Source organism: Pseudomonas sp. RL_105y_Pfl2_101 (assembly GCF_963970585.1).
GTDB lineage: Bacteria > Pseudomonadota > Gammaproteobacteria > Pseudomonadales > Pseudomonadaceae > Aquipseudomonas.
The window spans coordinates 18,584-32,525 of sequence record NZ_CAXAPG010000028.1 but is presented as its reverse complement, the minus strand read 5'-3'; the positions used below and the strand labels follow the sequence as shown (position 1 = coordinate 32,525).

The window sequence follows — 13,942 nt, the reverse complement described above, 5'->3', positions numbered from 1 at the left end:
ATTAGTGACTATTCGACCTCTTTTCGCTGCCCTGGCCGTTCTGGCTCTGGCGGGTTGCGCAGCCGATCCGGCGCCGAATGAACAGATCCGCCTGACCGAACAGGCACTGGAGCAAGCCCGGGCCATTGGCGCCACGGCCGACGAAGTGCCTGAATTGAAACTGGCTGAAGAAAAGTTCGCCCGCGCCAAATCCAACATGGCCGACGAATCCTACAAGAAGGCGCGCATGCGAGCCGAACAGGCTGAACTCGACGCTCGCCTGGCCGAAGCGAAGGTGCTGACCCTCAAAAGCCAGGAGCAACTGAACGTACTCGACACCCGCATCCAGCGCTTGCGCAAACAGTTGAGGGAGGATGCCCAATGAAGCACTCCTATGTATTGGGCGGCCTGGTCCTCGCCGGCCTGGCCAGCTTGTATGGCTGTGCCGGCCAGCGCAGCGAAGCGGCGCTGGAGCAGGCCGGCACCGACTTCCAGAAGGTCAAGGAAGACGCCAGCGTGTTGCGTGCTGCACCCCGGGACGTGATCCGCGCTGGCGAATCCCTGGCCCGTGCCGATCGTTTGTCCAGCTACTGGGGCAGCGGCGAAGATGTGCAGCATTACGCCTACCTGAGCCAGCGCTACAGTGCGATCGCCCGGGAGCACAGCAACCAGGTGCTCAACGAAGAGCGCGCCGCGAAGCTCGAACTGGAGCGTCAGCGCCTGCAATTGGCCCTGCGTGAATCCAAGTTGCTGAGCGTGCAGTTGCAGGGCAAATGGCTTGAAGAACAGATCATGGCGATGGCGACCACCCAAACCGATCGCGGCCTGGTGATGACCCTGGGTGACGTGCTGTTCGACACCGGCGAAGCGGAACTGAAGAACTCGGCCAACCGGGTCGTGCTCAAGATCGTGCAGTTCCTGCAGCTCAACCCCAAGCGCGTGGTCCGTATCGAGGGCTACACCGACAGCACCGGCGGCAAGCAGGAAAACCTCAAGCTGTCTCGCGACCGCGCGCAAGCGGTCGCGGATGTACTGGTGGACCTGGGGATAGACGAAAAGCGTATGCAGGTCGAAGGCTACGGCGATGAATACCCGGTGGACGTCAACGCTTCCGAGCGTGGCCGGGCACAGAACCGTCGCGTCGAAATTGTGTTCTCCGACGAAAAAGGCCAGCTCGGCGCCGCCCGCTGAGGGCTGCGTCACTGGAAAACCCGGCCCCTGTAAAAGGCGCCGGGTTTTTTTGGCCCTGCAATCGATGCACGATGAGTACAGTTAGAGCTGTCACTCCACTGTACTGTCGAGTAATCTGGCAACTGTCCCAGTACACTTCTAAACTGTTCCGGTATCGTTTCCGACAAGAATAAAATGCCCGTGAAATCGAGTGCTGCGTCATGACCAACCTTCTGCTCTATCAACGTATTGCTCAACAGCTGGCTGAAGACATCCGGCGCGGTGTGTATCAGCCCGGTGAGCGCGTGCCATCGGTGCGCAAGATGAGCTCGCAGCTCAACGTCAGCCATGCCACGGTGCTGCAGGCCTACGCCAACCTTGAAGACCAGGGGCTGATCCGCGCACGGCCGCAGTCGGGCTACTACGTGCACCAGACGCCGGCCTTGACGGCACCGACGCCGGACATTGCCCGGGTCGAGCGTCCGGGGCTGGTGACGCGCAGCAGCATCATCCAGCAAGTATTGGTCGAGTCGCGCCGCGAAGGGGTGTTTCCCCTGGGGGCGGCGGTGCCGAGCGTCGACTATCTGCCTGTCCGGGCCTTGCATCAACAATTGGCCAAGGTCACGCGTTTCCACAGCCCGCGGGCGTTCAGCTACATGTTCAGCCCGGGTTTCGAGCCATTGCGTCGCCAGGTGGCGATTCGCATGCGAGACGCCGGCGTCGTGGTGGACCCTTCCGAGGTGGTGATCACCCACGGCTGCGTCGATGCGCTGCAGATGTCCTTGCGGGTGCTGACGCGGCCGGGAGACTTGATCGCCGCCGAGTCGCCGACTTATTACGGCTTACTGCAACTGGCGGATCTGTTGGGCCTCAAGGTCATCGAGATTCCCAGCGACCCGGTCACCGGCATGAGCCTGGAGGCCTTGCAACTGGCGGCCAACCAGTGGTCGATCAAGGCGCTGGTACTGACCACGCGCCTGAGCAATCCTCTGGGCGGCACCATGCCGGAAGAGCGGCAAAAGCAACTGCTGCGTCTGGCCTCGGACTTCGACATCCAGGTCGTCGAAGACGACATCTATGGCGAGTTGATGTTCGAGCAGGGGCGCACTAAGGCCCTCAAGGCCTACGACCGACTGGATCGGGTCATCTACTGTTCGAGTTTTTCCAAGACGTTGTCGCCGGGTGTGCGCATCGGTTGGATGATCGCGGGGAAATTCCAGCAGGAAATCCAGCGCCTCCAGACCTTCAGCACTCACTCGGCGTGCAGCGTCACGCAGATGGGCATTGCCGCGTACCTGGAAAACGGCGGCTATGACCGGCACTTGCGCTATATCCGCCAGGAGTACCGCAAGAACCTCAGCGCCTTTCAACTGGCGGTGCAACAGTACTTCCCCGAAGGCACGCAAATGAGCCGTCCCACTGGAGGATTCATCCTGTGGGTCAGTCTGCCGGGGCGGGTCAATACCCAGGAGTTGCATGTGCGGGCGTTGCAACAAGGCATCAGTATCGCGCCAGGGCTGATTTTCAGTAACACCGAGCAGTTCAACCACTGCATCCGCTTGAACTGCGGCACACCCTGGAACCGTGAGGCGGAGCGGGCCTTGATGACACTCGGGATGTTGGCCACTCAATTGTGCCAAGAGACGGCCAACGGATTTCTTTAGACGCCAGTGGCTTAGCTCGATGCGCTTGTCAGCGCCTCATTATCAGGCGAGCATGGGCGTCCCTGTCGTTAGTGCCGTTGTGTGTATGAAAAGCATTATTCCTGCTACGTGGGTTTTGATCGGCCTGTTAAGCGCCTTCCACATGGGAGGCGTCGTCGCGGCAGCCCCAGCGCAGGAAAAACCGGCCGCCAGTGCCACGAAGGATGCGCCGAAAAAAACCACAGTGGCCAAGAAACCTTCCGCCAAGAAGGCAGCCCCCGCGAAGAAAAAACGCGCGCCCATCGCCTCCAAGAGCAAATCCGCCCACGAGGTCGCCAAGACCCCATTGCCGCCGGCCAAACTGGATTTGAGCTTGCCCCAAGGGATGGTCGAGCAATTGCAACCACCGGGTAAGGTGGTGCAGTCCAAGCGTGAACCCCTCTTGCCGTCGATGTTCGGCGAGAAACCCGGGCCGTTTCAGCTCAATGGCCGTTTGTTGAGCAATGAAATGCAGCTGCCACTGCGCAACCAGGAGCGCAATGAAGTGGAGGGTGCGGCGCTGGACTTCGAATTCAAGCAATAACCTTCGACAGGCCTGTAGCTCGTCGCTGACCGTTCAGTCATCTCGCCGTGGGCAAAAAAACACACAGACGGTAATTTAAAACGAGTGTTTTAGCCGTTACTCTGTGTTCTGTTACCAACCGTTATCTATCGTGAGGATGTTGTCGTCATGAAATGCCGTGAAGGCTGTGGCGCCTGTTGCATCGCCCCTTCCATCAGCTCACCTATCCCTGGCATGCCCCAAGGCAAACCAGCGGGAGAACGTTGCGTGCAATTGTCGATCGATAACCTGTGCCGGATCTTCGGCCAGCCGGAGCGTCCGGCAGTCTGCTCGGCGTTCGCAGCCGACATCGAGGTTTGCGGCAGCAGCAGTGAGGAGGCCATCCGGTTGATCGGTTGGTGGGAACAGATCACGGCAGCGTAATGAGTCAATGAATGGATCCTAACTGAACGAACTTGGACAATAAGGAAAAGAACTATGGGTTCGCTGCATCGTATGGCTGTGTTGTGTGGGTTGACCGTGTTGCTGGCAACGGCCACCGCTCAGGCAGAGGACTGGCAGGTTGCCAAGGAGAAGGACGGTATCAAGGTTTCTCTCAGTGAGGTGGCGGGCTCAAAATACAAGGCCTACCGCGGCGTGGCGGTGATGAAAACCACGTTGGCCAAGCTGCGGGCCCTGCAGGAAGACGTTCCCGGTGCCTGTGCCTGGATTCATGAGTGCAAGAGCCAGAAACTGCTCAAGCACGAAGGCAATCAGAGCTGGACGTACACCCAGTTCAACACGCCATGGCCGGTGACGTCCCGGGACTCGGTGCTGGAAGTCACCACGGAGGAGGGCGCCGACGGCAGCCTGACCCGCAAGCTCAAGGGCGTGCCGAATTACCTGCCTCAAGAGCAGGGTTTCGTGCGGGTGACCCAGATCGACGGCTTCTGGAAGTTCACGCCAAAGGGCGCTGACCAGATCGAAGTGACCTACCAGGTCCACACCGAACCAGGGGGTGACGTACCGTCCTGGCTGGCGAACAAGTTCGTGGTGGATGCGCCGTTCAACACCTTGAAAGCCCTGAAGGAGCGCGCCGAAAACTGATCGGCCACGGCTTCACACCCAGAGACCGCCCCAGAGGCGGTCTTTTCATATGTACCGTCCAGACGCCCAGAGGAACGATTGTCCGGCCCTCAATGTCGAGATAAAGGTAAGCCAGGCCCTGAATTGATCAAGGAGACACCGATGCAAAAGTGGAAAATCACTTTCGTGGATGATCACGGCGAAGCCATCGCCGAGCGGTTCGACTGCGACCAGGAGCCTACGATGGAGCAGGCAGCACAATTGATTCGTGAAAAATTGCTGCCTGTGCCCGCCCAACTGGACCTCAACGACCTGGAAGGTCGTATTGAGGATCCCACCGTCAAGAACCTCAAGTCCCAGCACAGTATCGAAATCATCAGCATTACACCGATTTCATGAAACGGTGCCTGGTCTCGCTTGGCAGTGGCTGCCACTTACGGCTACTCTGCAATTGAGATCAGCGAAAGGATCGCCAAGGTCCGGTCTTGTCAGCTACATGCTTGTGTCCCGACGGCCATGTGATGCCGTACCGCTGGAAGCCTGAGGGCTTCACGCACGGGAAGACGGAAAGTCTATCCATTGGTTTCAGGAGGACGTTTCATGAGCACAGCCTATCAAGAAGACATCAGCACCAGCGTATTGCGCCGCATGAAAGAAGGCGGTTTCGATTTTTCCCGATTTCATCCCATTGAGTTCTACGCCATTTTCCCGGACGAGGAGCGGGCGCGCAGGGCGGCAGGTCATTTTCGGGGAGAGTCGTTGAACGCGCAGATCAGTGCACGGGACGACGGGGCTTGGTCATTGGAACTGAGCCGGGTGATGTACGCCACTTACGATGACATCGGCGACTTCGAGCAAGACTTTGAGGCCGTCGTCGAACCCTTGGGTGGTGTTATCGAGGGCTGGGGTGTCAAGCAAGAGATCCGGCGCCTGCAGGCCTGACAGTCACTCACCGCAACCACAGCAACGGCTGACCTTTGTGTCGGCCGTTTTCATGTCTGTGAGCTAACCGAGAATCCCTGTGAGAGCCGAGCCAGCTTGGCTCCCACAGGGATTTGTGGTGGACGCGGAATAGGTGAGCATGCCCCCGTCAACACCGCAATCGCCAGATTTTGTACCTAACTGTATCCAGATCAAGCTGCGTCGTTTTTCCGTGACTATGCTCAGCAGGGCGACGCCCCTGCATCGCAATGAAGCAGGGGCTGCGGGTGGAGGCATCTGCTGCACTGGAAAAGTGCGCGGCCTGTTAGAGGAGAACCCAACCCGTTGATCATAAAGCGTTTATGCCGATGGCACGGGGCTTGCGAAGCCTTGCTGCCAGGGTGACAAGGAGTACGGCATGATCCGCAGCGGTTTTGACGAAATGTACGATACCAACGGCCAGGTACGCCCGCATTACCAGGCGTTTGCCCGCTGGCTGGCTGAAACGCCTGATGAGCTGCTGGCGCAACGCAGGCGTGAAGCCGACCTGTTGTTTCATCGTGCCGGCATTACGTTCACGCTCTACGGGGACGAGCAGGGGACAGAGCGCCTGATCCCTTTCGATACGATCCCGCGCAGCATCCCGGCCAGTGAATGGCGGGTGGTCGAACGCGGCTGCATCCAGCGGGTCAAGGCGCTGAACATGTTCCTGGCCGACCTCTACCACGGGCAGCGGATCATCCGGGCCGGGATCATTCCGGCCGAGCAGGTGCTGGCTAACGAGCAGTACCAACTGGCGATGCAGGGGCTTGATCTGCAGCGTGACATCTATGCCCATATTTGCGGTGTCGATCTGGTACGCGACGGTGACGGCACGTACTACGTGCTCGAAGACAATCTTCGTACGCCCAGTGGCGTCAGCTACATGCTCGAAGACCGCAAGATGATGATGCGTCTGTTCCCCGAACTGTTCGCCGCCCAGCGCATCGCCCCCATCGACCATTACCCGAACCTGCTGCTCGACACCCTGAAAAGCTCCAGCCCGCTGGACGATCCCAGTGTCGTGGTGCTCACGCCGGGGCGTTTCAACAGCGCGTTCTTCGAGCACGCATTCCTGGCCCGGGAGATGGGCGTGGAGCTGGTGGAAGGTGCCGACCTGTTCGTACGCGATGACAAAGTGTTCATGCGCACCACCGATGGCCCGAAAGCGGTGGACGTGATCTACCGTCGCCTCGACGACGCGTTCCTTGATCCACTGGCCTTCAATCCAGACTCGATGCTCGGGGTGCCGGGACTTTTGTCCTCCTACCGTTCCGGCAACGTGGTGCTGGCCAACGCCATCGGCACGGGTGTGGCGGACGACAAGTCGGTGTACCCGTTCGTCACCGAGATGATCCGTTTTTACCTGGACGAAGAGCCGATCCTGAAGAACGTCCCTACGTGGCAATGTCGTAATCCTGCTGAGCTCTCCCACGTGCTGGCAAATCTTCCCGATTTGGTTGTCAAGGAAACCCAGGGTTCCGGCGGTTACGGAATGCTGGTGGGGCCGGCCGCGACGACGGCGCAGATCGATGCCTTCCGCGAGCGGATCAAGGCCAAGTCGCACGCCTACATCGCCCAGCCGACGCTGTCGCTCTCGACCTGCCCGACCTTTGTCGAAAACGGCATCGCCCCGCGTCACATCGACTTGCGGCCGTTTGTGCTGTCGGGGCGCGAGACCCGCGTGGTGCCTGGCGGGCTGACACGGGTGGCGTTGCGCGAAGGCTCCCTGGTGGTGAATTCATCCCAGGGCGGTGGTACCAAGGACACTTGGGTAGTCGAGGATTGAGGAACTGCCATGCTCAGTAGAACCGCCTCGGACCTGTACTGGATGTCTCGCTACCTGGAGCGTGCGGAAAACCTCGCACGGATGCTCGACGTCAGCTATTCGTTGTCACTGATGCCCCAGGACGGGCGTGGCGACGGCCTGCACGAGCTGGCCATGCCATTGCTGATCACTGGCACGTTGGATGATTACCGGGAGCGACACGGCGAGCTGCACGCCGAGCGGCTGCTGCATTTCTTTGCCCTGGAAGCGGCCAACCCGGCCAGTATCTACAGTTGCCTTGGCGCCGCGCGAGCCAGTGCCCACGCGGTACGTGGGAGAATCACCGCCGACATGTGGGAGAACATCAACGCCACCTGGCTGGACATTCGCGGTATCGCCGAGCAAGGCTTGAATCGCTACGGCATGAGCCGTTTCTGCGAGTGGATCAAGGAGCGATCTCACCTGTTTCGTGGTGCAACCTACGGCACCATCATGCGCAACGACGCGTTCAGGTTCATTCGCCTGGGGACCTTTATCGAACGGGCCGACAACACCCTGCGCTTGCTCGACGCCCGCTACGAAATGGCCGGTGACCAGGCCGACGCGGCCAGCGATGGCACGGCCCACGCGTATTACCAATGGAGCGCCTTGTTGCGGGCCTTGTCGTCCTTCGAGGCCTACACCGAGATCTATCGTGACGCCCCGGGTGCTCGCCATGTGGCTGCGTTACTGCTGTTGCGCGCCGACGTGCCGCGTTCGCTGCGTGCCTGCACCGAAGAAATCAACCAGATACTGGCGAGCCTGCCGGGCACCAACGGCCGGCAGGCACAACGGCTGGCGGCTGAAATGGACGCACGCCTGCGCTACACCGGCATCAACGAAATCCTCGACGGGGGCCTGCATGCCTGGCTCACCGAATTCATCCCACGGGTCCGTGAACTGGGCAATGCCATTCACAGTTCCTACCTGGAGGTCATATGAGACTCTCGATCAGCCACGAAACGGCCTACCACTATGAAGATCAGGTGCGCGCCAGCATCCAGTACCTGCGCCTGACGCCCCACGACAGCGAACGTCAGCATGTACTGAGCTGGCAACTGGATTTGCCCCGGCCGGTGCGGGCGCAGTTGGATCCGTTCGGCAACATCCTGCACGTACTGACCCTGGACGAACCTCACGAAACGGTCATCATCGGCGCCCGCGGACAGGTGGATATCGATCCGTTGCGCGAAGCCGAGCACGAGAGTCAGTCGGCGTTGCCGTTCCTGCGCTTCACCCGGCTGACCGAGGCGGACGAGGCCCTTCGAACCTTCGCCGCGCAGCAATGCCAGCAGCGTCGCGATCGCACCGCGCTGATCGACCTGATGCACGGGCTGAACCAGCACATGATCTACACCCCTGGCACCACGGCGGTGGAGACCAGTGCGGCCCAGGCTTTTGCCGGTCGTAGCGGGGTGTGCCAGGATCACACCCACGCCTTCCTGGCCTGCGCCCGTAGCCTGGGGGTGCCGGCGCGGTATGTCTCGGGGTATCTGTTCAGCGAAGAAAGCGAGCACCTGGCAAGCCATGCCTGGGCAGAAGCCTGGCTTGACGACGCCTGGTACAGCTTCGACGTGACCAACCAACTGGCCCGCCCGGAGCGCCACCTGAAGCTGGCTGTGGGCCTGGATTACCTGGACGCCTGCCCGGTGCGTGGCATGCGCCGCGGCGGCGGTTGCGAGCAGATGCATGCCAAGCTGGTCGTGCCTGCGGCACCGGTGATCACGGTGCAACAACAATAATTATCTGGCGAGTGAACGCTTGCTACCGCTGGGTTCTGTAGGAGCTGTATAGGAGCTGCCGAGTGCAACGAGGCTGCGATCTTTCCCCAGACACTTGAGTCTCAAGCGAAAGATCAAAAGATCAAAAGATCGCAGGCTTCGCCAGCTCCTACAGGGCATAGCCCAGCGGGAGCAAGAGCAATCTCACGGGGCCAATGGCTGCTTGCGTCCCGCCATATGCTTCAAATAACCCACCAGCAACTCCAACTCCGAATCCGGCAGCACTGCAGCCGAGAACCCGGGCATCTTGCCCTGGGGCCAGCGACGCAGCGCTTGTGGGTCGCGAATGTAGCGCTTGAGGAAATCCCCGGAGAAGTATTCGGTCGGATTGAAGGGAATGTTCAGGTCAGGGCCGAACTGCGCGTCGCCTGCGCCATTGAGCCGATGGCACGCCAGGCAATTTTTCTGGAACAGCTCGAAACCTTTATTGATCGGATCGTCCTTGGCCAGGTTGGGCGCCGGCAACAGAGCCGGGAAGCGTTCGGCCACGGCCTTCAGACGCTTGATGGTCGCCACCGCGTAGGGCCACTGTTCCGGGCTGATGTGGCCAGTCTGCGGATCGGTCCAGACCAGGTAGAAAGGCCCGGCACTGTGCTTGCCTTCCCCCAGTGGCGGCCAGGGCTTGGCCGGGTCCTCGATCGCCAGCCAGGCTCGGGCCCCACTCTTGTTGAGTAACGGCGCCGCAGGCATTTCGGCAGCGAAGCCGTCCAGGGCAACGGCCTGCAGGTGGTCGTCCGCTTGGACGCCCACCAACAGTGCCGTCAGCGGAACGGCTCGATAACTCATGGGTTTCTTGTAGGAAACGTCATCAGTGATCTGGACCGTTTGAGCGTCCGGGTGCTTGAGCAGTTCTTCGGTTTGCCAGGTGCGTGTGCCCGCGCCCAACTCCAGCACCAGTTGCGCGGCATAAAGGGGCGTGCTGAGCAGCAACGCCCCGAACACAATAAGAGCTTTCAAGTCGATCGCCTTCCATGTCGAGGGGGCCGCAAAGGTTGGCACAGCCATCGCGGCTCGAACAGAGAACCCGTCACATTTTTTGGCGACACAACTAATGAATAATGCAGATGCCCTCGCGCAGGATTCAGCCGATCACCTTGGTGATATTCGGCAAAATCAACAGCAGCGTCGTGGCAAAGAGAATGAGTCCGGCTTGGCGAACTTTCGAATGTTTGAACATGGCTGACCCGCCTTTATTGTTATTTCCTAAAAGCCAGCCTGCATATCCATGGCGGCTGGCATTGTACTTCCTGTCCGACAAGCGTCTCGGCAAAACCCGACGACATTCTTGTACAAGGATTACATTAGGGGCCGCGGCTGCCTTGGCTTAGATCCAATTCGTATCATCTTGGTGCATACCGCTCTGAAAGGGCTATGAGGCCTATTGCCACCTTCCTGTCCGCCCTTTTGCTAGACAGCTTGCCCTCCTGAATTGATTAACCCGATAGCTCGCTACCGTTCGTCTGAGCGTGGCCGTCAACGTCATTGAGCGCTGTGGTCATTGAATCTGGCGCCGCTGGGCTTATGGTTGAAGGCATCGCATTGCCCCCGTGGTTTCGAGGACCTCATGACCCAAGCTTTGATTTTCGACGCATTACGCACGCCCCGTGGCAAGGGCAAGGTCGATGGTGCCTTGCACAGCGTCAAGCCGGTGAACCTGATGGGTGGTCTGCTCAGCGCCTTGCAGCAGCGCATGGATCTGGACACCAGCCAGGTCGATGACATCGTGCTTGGTTGCGTGACCCCGGTGGGTGAACAGGGGGCCGATATCGCCAAGACCGCTGCGCTGGTGGCCAATTGGGATGTCAGCGTGGCGGGCGTGCAACTCAATCGGTTTTGCGCCTCGGGCCTGGAAGCGGTGAACCTGGCGGCCATGAAAGTGCGTTCCGGGTTCGAAGACTTGGTGGTGGCCGGCGGCGTCGAGTCCATGTCCCGGGTGTCCATGGGCAGCGATGGCGGCGCGTGGGCGCTGGACCCGCAGTCCAACCTGCACGGTCATTTCGTTCCCCAGGGCATTGGCGCCGACCTGATCGCCACCCTGGAAGGCTTCAACCGCGAGGACGTTGACCGCTACGCGCTGCACTCCCAGCAAAAAGCGGCACGCGCCCGGGCCGACGGCTCATTCGCTAAATCCCTGGTCGCCGTGCGGGACCAGAATGGCATCGTGCTGCTGGACCACGACGAATTCATCCGCGCCGATTCCACGCTCGAAGGCTTGGGCAAGCTCAAGCCAAGCTTCGAAGCCATGGGCCAGATGGGTTTCGACGGCACGGCGTTGCGGGTCTACAGCCATGTCGAACGCATCCATCACGTGCACACGCCGGGCAACAGTTCCGGCATCGTCGACGGTGCGGCGCTGATGCTGATCGGTTCCGAAGCCAAGGGGCGTGCCATGGGCTTGCAACCCCGGGCGCGGATCGTCGCCACCGCCGTCACCAGTACCGACCCGACCATCATGCTCACCGGCCCGGCGCCGGCTACCCGCAAGGCCCTGGCCAAGGCCGGGCTGCGGGTGGAGGACATCGATCTGTTCGAAGTCAACGAAGCCTTCGCCTCGGTGGTGCTCAAGTTCATCAAGGACATGGCCATCGACCCCGCCAAGGTCAACGTCAACGGTGGCTCCATCGCCATGGGGCATCCCTTGGGCGCCACGGGGTGCGCAATTCTTGGCACGTTACTCGACGAATTGGAGGGGCGTCGCCAGCGCTATGGTCTGGCGACCCTCTGTGTCGGCGGCGGCATGGGCATTGCCACCGTCATTGAGCGCCTCTGAGCCCCGACTTCAAGGAATACTTTTTCATGACCGATGCCATCCGTTACGAAATCGGCCAGGACCGGATCGTCGTCTTGACCCTGGACCTGCCGGGCCAGAGCGCCAACACCATGAACGCGGTGTACCGTGAGGCCATGGCCGCCTGTGTCGCCCGTTTGCAGGCTGAAAAGGACTCGATTGCCGGTGTGATCATCACCTCGGCCAAGCACACCTTTTTCGCGGGCGGTGACCTCAATGAACTGGTCAAGGTCGGTAAGCCCGAGGCCAAGGCTTTCTACGACAGGGTCCTGCTGCTTAAAGCGCAACTGCGAGCCTTGGAGACCCTGGGCAAACCCGTGGTGGCGGCCATCAACGGCGCGGCCCTCGGCGGTGGTTGGGAGATCTGCCTGGCCTGCCATCATCGTGTGGCCCTGGACCTGCCGGAGGTCACGCTCGGCCTGCCGGAGGTCACGCTCGGCCTGCTGCCCGGCGGTGGCGGGGTGGTGCGGATGGTGCGCCTGCTCGGTTTGGAGAAGGCCTTGCCGTATTTGCTCGAGGGCAAGAAGGTCAACCCACAACAAGCGCTGCTGGTCGGTTTGGTCGATGAGTTGGCGAAGGATCGTGACGAGCTGCTGGCCAGGTCCCGGGCCTGGATTCTTGCCAACCCCAGCGTCATCCAACCCTGGGATGCAAAGGGTTATCGGCTGCCCGGCGGCACGCCGTCAGACCCGAACGTGGCGCAAATGCTGGCAATCGCCCCGTCGATCCTGCGGAACAAGACCCAGGGTTGTCTGCCGGCGCCGGAGAAAATCCTCTGCGCAGCGGTGGAGGGTGCCCAAGTTGATTTCGACACCGCGCACCTGATCGAAACCCGTTACTTCACCGAACTGACCACCGGTCAGGTGGCGAAGAACCTGATCGGCACCTTCTGGTTCCAGCTCAACGAGATCAAGGCTGGTGGTTCTCGCCCACAGGGTTTTGCGCCTTTTCTGACGAAAAAAGTCGGCGTGCTGGGCGTGGGCATGATGGGGGCGGGTATTGCCTATGTCAGTGCCATGGCCGGCATCGCAGTGGTACTCAAGGATGTCGATCTGGCGGTGGCCGAGAAGGGCAAGGCCCGTCTGGCGATGTTGCTGGATAAAAAAGTCGCCCGCAGCCAACTCACCGCCGAGCAACGCGAAGCCGCGCTGGCGCGGATTCACACCACTGACAGCAACGCAGACCTGGCCGGTTGCGACCTGATCATCGAGGCTGTGTTTGAAGATCGCGCCCTGAAAGTCAGTGTGTCGGCCGCCGCCCAGGCCGTGGTGGGAGATGATGCGGTGATCGCTTCCAACACCTCGACTTTACCCATTACCGGCCTGGCGATGGCCGTGCCGGACCCGACGAAGTTCATTGGCCTGCACTTCTTCAGCCCGGTGGAAAAAATGCCCCTGGTGGAGATCATCAGGGGCGCGCGTACCAGTGACGCGACCCTGGCCCGGGGTTTCGATTTTGTCCTGCAAATAAACAAGACGCCGATTGTGGTCAATGACAGTCGCGGCTTCTTTACGTCCCGGGTGTTCGGCACCTTTACCAATGAAGGTATCGCCATGCTCGGTGAGGGCGTGAGCGCGCCGATGATCGAGACCGAAGCGCGCAAGGCCGGGATGCCGGTCGGACCTCTGGCGATCGCTGACGAAGTTTCCCTCAGCCTGATGAGCCATATCCGCCAGCAAACCACCAAGGACCTGCGCGCAGAAGGGAAAACGCCGATTGAGCATCCGGCGTTCGCTGTGATTGACTTGCTGCTCAACGAATACAAGCGACCGGGCAAGGCCGCCGGCGCCGGTTTCTATGAATACCCGGCCAATGGGCAAAAGTACCTGTGGCCGCCGCTCAAAAGCCGCTTCGAGAAAGCCGACGGGCAGATTTCCCCGCAGGATATCCGGGATCGCCTGCTGTTCATCCAGGCCCTGGAAACCGTGCGCTGTGTGGAGGAGGGGGTGCTGACCTCAACGGCCGACGCCAACATCGGTTCGATCTTCGGCATCGGCTTCGCCGCCTGGACCGGTGGTGCGCTGCAGTTCATCAATCAATACGGCCTGCTGGACTTTGTCGGTCGCGCTCAGTATCTGGCCGAGCAATACGGCGAGCGATTCTCGCCACCGGCCTTGTTGTTGGACAAAGCCGCTCGGCACGAACTGTTCTGACAGGGCAGGGAAGGGGCTTGCCTTGGGACCGTGT

General features: G+C 60.6%; 14 protein-coding genes. 13 read left to right on the top strand and 1 reads right to left on the bottom strand.

The features are described 5' to 3' along the window. Positions 1-4 precede the first annotated feature (4 nt). The 11 genes from AACY31_RS22600 (at position 5) to AACY31_RS22550 (ending at position 8,928) form a co-directional block, all read left to right on the top strand. The gene (locus tag AACY31_RS22600) at positions 5-364 is read left to right on the top strand and encodes a DUF4398 domain-containing protein (RefSeq protein ID WP_339482237.1); all 360 of its coding nucleotides are present in this window, start codon (positions 5-7) and stop codon (positions 362-364) included. Continuing rightward, positions 361-1,170 (top strand): OmpA family protein, encoded by an 810-nt coding sequence (locus AACY31_RS22595; RefSeq protein WP_339482239.1) that lies wholly within the window; start codon positions 361-363, stop codon positions 1,168-1,170. Before AACY31_RS22600 ends, AACY31_RS22595 begins: the two co-directional genes overlap by 4 nt. A gap of 200 nt (positions 1,171-1,370) precedes the next feature. Beyond that, a complete protein-coding gene (locus AACY31_RS22590) occupies positions 1,371-2,813 on the top strand; it encodes an aminotransferase-like domain-containing protein (protein ID WP_339482241.1) in 1,443 nt (480 codons plus the stop codon). Between the two features lie 85 nt (positions 2,814-2,898). Continuing rightward, entirely contained in the window at positions 2,899-3,375 is a 477-nt protein-coding gene (locus AACY31_RS22585) for a translation initiation factor 2 (RefSeq protein ID WP_339482242.1), read from the top strand. Between the two features lie 147 nt (positions 3,376-3,522). Then, the gene (locus tag AACY31_RS22580; RefSeq protein WP_339482243.1) at positions 3,523-3,777 is read left to right on the top strand and encodes a YkgJ family cysteine cluster protein; all 255 of its coding nucleotides are present in this window, start codon (positions 3,523-3,525) and stop codon (positions 3,775-3,777) included. A gap of 54 nt (positions 3,778-3,831) precedes the next feature. Further along, entirely contained in the window at positions 3,832-4,440 is a 609-nt protein-coding gene (locus AACY31_RS22575) for an START domain-containing protein (RefSeq protein WP_339482244.1), read from the top strand. Positions 4,441-4,581: 141 nt separating this feature from the next. Then, positions 4,582-4,818 (top strand): hypothetical protein, encoded by a 237-nt coding sequence (locus AACY31_RS22570; RefSeq protein ID WP_339482245.1) that lies wholly within the window; start codon positions 4,582-4,584, stop codon positions 4,816-4,818. A 201-nt stretch (positions 4,819-5,019) separates the two neighbouring features. Continuing rightward, positions 5,020-5,361 (top strand): ribonuclease E inhibitor RraB, encoded by a 342-nt coding sequence (locus AACY31_RS22565; RefSeq protein WP_003179463.1) that lies wholly within the window; start codon positions 5,020-5,022, stop codon positions 5,359-5,361. 397 nt (positions 5,362-5,758) lie between these two features. After that, complete coding sequence (locus tag AACY31_RS22560) at positions 5,759-7,168, top strand: circularly permuted type 2 ATP-grasp protein (RefSeq protein ID WP_339505102.1); 1,410 nt, start codon at positions 5,759-5,761, stop codon at positions 7,166-7,168. Between the two features lie 9 nt (positions 7,169-7,177). After that, complete coding sequence (locus AACY31_RS22555; protein ID WP_339482249.1) at positions 7,178-8,128, top strand: alpha-E domain-containing protein; 951 nt, start codon at positions 7,178-7,180, stop codon at positions 8,126-8,128. Next, complete coding sequence (locus AACY31_RS22550; RefSeq protein ID WP_339482250.1) at positions 8,125-8,928, top strand: transglutaminase family protein; 804 nt, start codon at positions 8,125-8,127, stop codon at positions 8,926-8,928. The genes AACY31_RS22555 and AACY31_RS22550 overlap by 4 nt, the downstream gene beginning before the upstream one ends. A 183-nt stretch (positions 8,929-9,111) precedes the next feature. On the opposite strand, the gene AACY31_RS22545 is transcribed toward AACY31_RS22550, so the two are convergent. After that, on the bottom strand, positions 9,112-9,924 hold the full coding sequence (locus AACY31_RS22545) for a c-type cytochrome (protein WP_339482252.1): 813 nt from the start codon (positions 9,922-9,924) through the stop codon (positions 9,112-9,114). Between the two features lie 607 nt (positions 9,925-10,531). Between AACY31_RS22545 and AACY31_RS22540 the strand changes: the two genes are divergently transcribed. Together AACY31_RS22540 and AACY31_RS22535 are read left to right on the top strand one after the other, a co-directional pair. Further along, positions 10,532-11,737 carry an acetyl-CoA C-acetyltransferase gene (locus tag AACY31_RS22540; protein WP_339482254.1) on the top strand — a complete coding sequence of 402 codons (1,206 nt, stop codon included), beginning with the start codon at positions 10,532-10,534 and terminating at the stop codon, positions 11,735-11,737. A 26-nt stretch (positions 11,738-11,763) separates the two neighbouring features. Further along, a complete protein-coding gene (locus tag AACY31_RS22535; RefSeq protein WP_339505101.1) occupies positions 11,764-13,908 on the top strand; it encodes a 3-hydroxyacyl-CoA dehydrogenase NAD-binding domain-containing protein in 2,145 nt (714 codons plus the stop codon). Positions 13,909-13,942 lie beyond the last annotated feature (34 nt).